Source organism: Mesorhizobium sp. (assembly GCF_004962925.1).
Classification (GTDB): Bacteria; Pseudomonadota; Alphaproteobacteria; order Rhizobiales; family Rhizobiaceae; genus Mesorhizobium.
This window is the reverse complement of sequence record NZ_SUEO01000025.1, coordinates 41,049-45,127: the sequence shown is the minus strand read 5'-3', so window position 1 is coordinate 45,127 and position 4,079 is coordinate 41,049. Positions and strand designations below refer to the sequence as shown.

The following is a 4,079-nucleotide window of genomic DNA, read 5'->3' as shown; positions in this document are numbered from 1 at the left end:
CAGCACCCCCTCTGCCCTGCCGGGCATCTCCCCGCAAGGGGGGAGATCGGCGCTTCACCGACGGCGCCCGCTTCGGAATGTTTGCGGCGCCCAGCAGGCAGTGGGCAGCGCCGGCATCGACAAGCGGTCAAACCTCAAAACTCTATGCCTTGCTGCGCCTTCACGCCGGCGGAGAAGTGATGCTTGGTCACGCCCATCTCGGTGACCAGATCGGCGGCATCGACCAGCGCCGGCTTGGCGTTGCGGCCGGTGACGACGACATGCAGGTTTTCGCGCCGCCCTTTCAACGCCGCCACCACCTTATCCAGATCGAGATAGTCATAGCGCAGCGCGATGTTCAGTTCGTCGAGCACCATAAGGCTGATCGACGGATCGGCCATCAGCTCGAGCGCCTTGGCCCAGGCGGCTTCGGCGGCGGCGATGTCGCGCTTCAGATCCTGCGTCTCCCAGGTAAAACCCTCGCCCATCGTGTGCCAGACGACCCGGTCGCCGAAGGCGGCAAAGGCGTCTTTCTCACCGGTGTGCCATTTGCCCTTGATGAACTGGACGACGCCGACGCGCTTGCCGTAGCCGAGCATCCTCAGCGCCAGCCCGAAGGCGGCGGTGGTCTTGCCCTTGCCGGGCCCGGTATTGACGATCAAAAGCCCCTTCTCGACCGTCTTTGCCGCGACCTCGGCGTCCTGCACCGCCTTGCGCTTGGCCATCTTGGCGCGGTGACGTTCCTCGTCCTTGGGTTCGATCGTATCAGCCATGTCATTTCACCCTAAGCGGCAGTCCAGCCACCATCAGCAGCACCGTATCGGCTATCGCCGCGACCTGCTGGTTGAGCCGGCCGGCGGCATCGCGAAACCGGCGGGCCAGCGCATTGTCGGGCACGATGCCCTGGCCGACCTCGTTGGAAACCACGAACCAGGGCCCGCGCGGTCGCGACAGCACATCGGCCAATCTTTGGCCTTCGGCGTCGAAATCATGTTCGGCCAGCATATGGTTGGTCAGCCACAATGTCAGGCAGTCGATCAGCACAGGCCGGCCGTCAGGCAGCGCCTCGATCGCACCGACGAGATCGAGCGGCGCGTCGATGGTCGTCCAGCCATCGCCTCGCCGCGACCTGTGCAGCGCGATGCGTTCGCGCATCTCGTCGTCATAGGCTTGCGCCGTGGCAATGTAGGTCCACGGCGCCGGACAGGCCGTCACCAGTCTTTCGGCATGCGCGCTCTTGCCCGAGCGCGCACCGCCGATGACCAGGGTCAGCATCCCGGCAGCGCGATCAGGCAAAGCTGTTGCGCGGGCCGGTCACGGTGCCGGTCAAGCGGCCACGCACCACGCCGACGACGGCGCCGAGCACCAGCCAGAACACCAGATTGGTCAGCGTCACCGCCACCACGAACTGGTGGTGCAGGCCTTCCGGAATCGGCGACTCGAAACTGTCGGGCTGCGGCGCGCCGACGATATGCGGCGCCACGATCAACGCCACGGCAAGCAGCGCCAGCGGCAGCGACTTGCGAAAAGCGAGCAGGCCGAGCCCGGCCGCTGTCGCAACCACCGTCGCCGTCCACCAGATCTGGCGCTGGGAGAGATCGGCCGCCGGCATCGCCGGCAGTTCGGGCGGCAACCCGACATTCGGAGCCAGCGTGAACACCGCAAAGCCGGCGAGGCCCCAGAACAGGCCCTGACGCCAATTGCCGATGCCGCCGGCGAACTCCGAAGCGGCGACCAGGATCAACGCAAAGCCGATGCCGGTGACGACATTGGCAACGACGTTGAAGGCGAAGCGCTCGAAGCCATCGGCCGGCGCCCAGCCTTCGTCTTCCGGAGCGGCAGCTTCAGCCGGCGCGGCGCTGCTCATAGCAGTCGTGCTCATTGCGTTTTCGGCAGGTGCAACCGGCGCCGCGGCATGGTCATGCGTGTGACCACCGCCGGCCTGCTCGTAGACTTCCGCCTTGAGGATGAGCGGCACCGTCGCATAGGCCTGCATGCAGGCGAGAACGACGCCAGCCACAAGCCCTGCGATCGCCGCGATGAACACGACGTTGCGAAACAGTGTCATGAGGTCAGCCCCTCGTCAGTGGCAGGGAAACGCCATCGAATGGCGATAATCGTGAGCGGCATTGTGGACCGCATCGATATGCGAGAAGCCGACAAAGCCCATGACGAAAACGCCGAGAAATGCAGCAAGCACCAGCTGCATGAAGCGCGACTGCGAGGAGACGGAAGCGCCGAGCGAAACGGAAGCGGTATTCATGTCGTGTCCTTTCGCCCTCCACCCGAGGGCATAGAAGTCAGTTCTCCTGTCGCCGGCAGGTCTCCTGGCTCGCGGATCAGCGCCCTTCCCCACCTTCCCGAAGAAACTCTTCAGTGGCATATGGAGAGGACTACCGCACACAGTTGCGGGGGCAGCCACGGCATTGGGCATATTTCGCCCTCACCGCATTCCCTCTTGGTTCCAAAGGAACCGACGACAGCTGCGACTATAGGCAGAATCGCCGCGCCCGGCAAACCAAATTCCGTCAGCTGTCAGCTGGAATGCGTCACTTGGCTTCAGCTTCCCAATGAGACGATCCGGTTGGCGACCAGTTGCTGCAGCTGCCAAAGATGGCGGTCGTGAATGCCGCGCTCTTCCAGGTTTTTCACCGTGTTGTAGAGGTAGTCGACGCCTGATCCCCAGTGTCCACAGGACGTGGTCAGTCTTTCGACGACATCGTGCTCATCGAGCGAACCGGCATACGTGACGCCGTTGCGGTTGATGACGAAAGCCAGCGCCCTCAATGGACCGCCGTCGCTCGCCAGCCTGAGCACGCGAGGCTTATAGCTTGTCGGCTTCAGCGTCATTTCGCGTCGAAAAAGCGTGCCCAGTTGCTGCCGCCGGTCGCCGTCGGTGAGCCGAAAAGCGATGCCCTTGCACTGCCCGCCACGGTCCAGAGCCATCATCAGGCCGGGGCGATCCTTGGTGCCGCGCCAGCGCGTCATGTTCATGCAAAACGACCGGTGCCAGCCACGCACCACGGCGATACGTTCCTCGACATGATCGATTTCGGGTTTCCAGATCAGCGAACCGTAGCCGAACAGCCAGAGCGGTTCTGCGGCAGGAAGTTCTGCCTGTAACTCGTCCAGCATCGCGTCATAGTCGCTATCGTCCAGATGCATGGCATCCGGGTCAGGTCCGGCATCCTGGACCTCGCGCCAGCAGCGCGCGACCAGCTCCGGCGTAAGCGCCATCTGTCGTGTGGCCACGTTCCAGATCTCGTTTCTTGCCACTTGATTATGCGAAGCGCTCGAGGCCGGCAATGCCGTCATCGCAATTGACAAACGAATAGCCGGGGTGTCGGCTGGCGCATCACAGGAAGCCGGTCATGCAACCCAGCCCGAGCGAGCACGATTCCTATAATGGTTTGACGCGACTTGAACCGGCGTTACCGTCGTCAGCCTACTGGGACATCGACGCCCATCAGCGCGATCTCGACGCCATCTGGTATCGAAGCTGGCTGCTCGTCTGCCGCGAGGCCGACCTTGCCCAGCCGCTGGCGTTCAGGACGTTCCATGTCGGCACGCAGGAGATCGTCGTGCTGCGCGACGAGACCGGCGAGTTGCGCGCCTTCCACAACACCTGCCGGCATCGTGGCTCGCAGCTCTGCCAGGCAAGCGAAGGGCGGCTGAAGGCGCGGCTCATCACTTGTCCCTATCACGCCTGGTCCTATTCGCTGCGTGGCGATCTCGTGCGCGTGCCGTCGAAATCGCTGCCTGAAGGCTTCGACAAGGCCAATTATCCGCTCTATCGGGTCGCACTGTCGGTGTGGCGCGGTTTCGTCTTCGTCAATCTCAGGGAAGACGCCGCCGGTTCGGCCGAAACATCCTGCGATCCCACGCCCGGCGACCTCGCCAACTGGCCGCTGGAGACGCTGGTTTCGGGCCATGTGCTGCGCAAGGTGATGAACTGCAACTGGAAGATCTTCTGGGAGAACTTCAACGAGTGCCTGCATTGCCCTGGTGTCCACAAGGACCTGTCGCGGCTGGTGCCGATCTATGGCCGCGGCCTGATGGGGCGGCACGACGACCCCGAATGGACCCGTCACGCCGACAGT

General features: G+C 63.7%; 6 protein-coding genes and 1 riboswitch. Of the genes, 1 reads left to right on the top strand and 5 read right to left on the bottom strand.

Translation table 11 applies throughout. The annotated features are described in order from the left end of the window. Window positions 1-134: 134 nt before the first annotated feature. The 5 genes from cobO to E5W87_RS08340 all read right to left on the bottom strand — a co-directional run bounded on the left by cobO (window position 135) and on the right by E5W87_RS08340 (window position 3,231). Window positions 135-752 (bottom strand): cob(I)yrinic acid a,c-diamide adenosyltransferase, encoded by a 618-nt coding sequence (cobO, locus tag E5W87_RS08360; RefSeq protein ID WP_292395807.1) that lies wholly within the window; start codon window positions 750-752, stop codon window positions 135-137. 1 nt (window position 753) lies between these two features. Next, window positions 754-1,275: a bifunctional adenosylcobinamide kinase/adenosylcobinamide-phosphate guanylyltransferase gene (gene cobU, locus E5W87_RS08355; RefSeq protein ID WP_292395804.1), complete on the bottom strand. Its 522-nt coding sequence runs from the start codon at window positions 1,273-1,275 to the stop codon at window positions 754-756. Next, a complete protein-coding gene (locus E5W87_RS08350; protein WP_292395801.1) occupies window positions 1,268-2,047 on the bottom strand; it encodes a CbtA family protein in 780 nt (259 codons plus the stop codon). The genes cobU and E5W87_RS08350 overlap by 8 nt, the downstream gene beginning before the upstream one ends. A gap of 15 nt (window positions 2,048-2,062) precedes the next feature. After that, the gene (locus E5W87_RS08345) at window positions 2,063-2,242 is read right to left on the bottom strand and encodes a CbtB domain-containing protein (RefSeq protein WP_292395799.1); all 180 of its coding nucleotides are present in this window, start codon (window positions 2,240-2,242) and stop codon (window positions 2,063-2,065) included. 36 nt (window positions 2,243-2,278) lie between these two features. Next, window positions 2,279-2,472, bottom strand: a riboswitch (cobalamin riboswitch). Between the two features lie 66 nt (window positions 2,473-2,538). Next, window positions 2,539-3,231 carry a gamma-glutamylcyclotransferase gene (locus tag E5W87_RS08340; RefSeq protein WP_292395796.1) on the bottom strand — a complete coding sequence of 231 codons (693 nt, stop codon included), beginning with the start codon at window positions 3,229-3,231 and terminating at the stop codon, window positions 2,539-2,541. 119 nt (window positions 3,232-3,350) lie between these two features. On the opposite strand from E5W87_RS08340, the gene E5W87_RS08335 reads away from it, so the two are divergent. Continuing rightward, window positions 3,351-4,079 (top strand): aromatic ring-hydroxylating dioxygenase subunit alpha (locus E5W87_RS08335; protein WP_292395793.1); only part of this gene is annotated, 729 nt, incomplete at its 3' end.

Bases quoted from the DNA above. Each gene is read 5' to 3' on its own strand.
- cobO (WP_292395807.1), bottom strand. From the start codon at position 752: ATGGCTGATACGATCGAACCCAAGGACGAGGAACGTCACCGCGCCAAG.
- E5W87_RS08350 (WP_292395801.1), bottom strand. From the start codon at position 2,047: ATGACACTGTTTCGCAACGTCGTGTTCATCGCGGCGATCGCAGGGCTT.
- E5W87_RS08345 (WP_292395799.1), bottom strand. From the start codon at position 2,242: ATGAATACCGCTTCCGTTTCGCTCGGCGCTTCCGTCTCCTCGCAGTCG.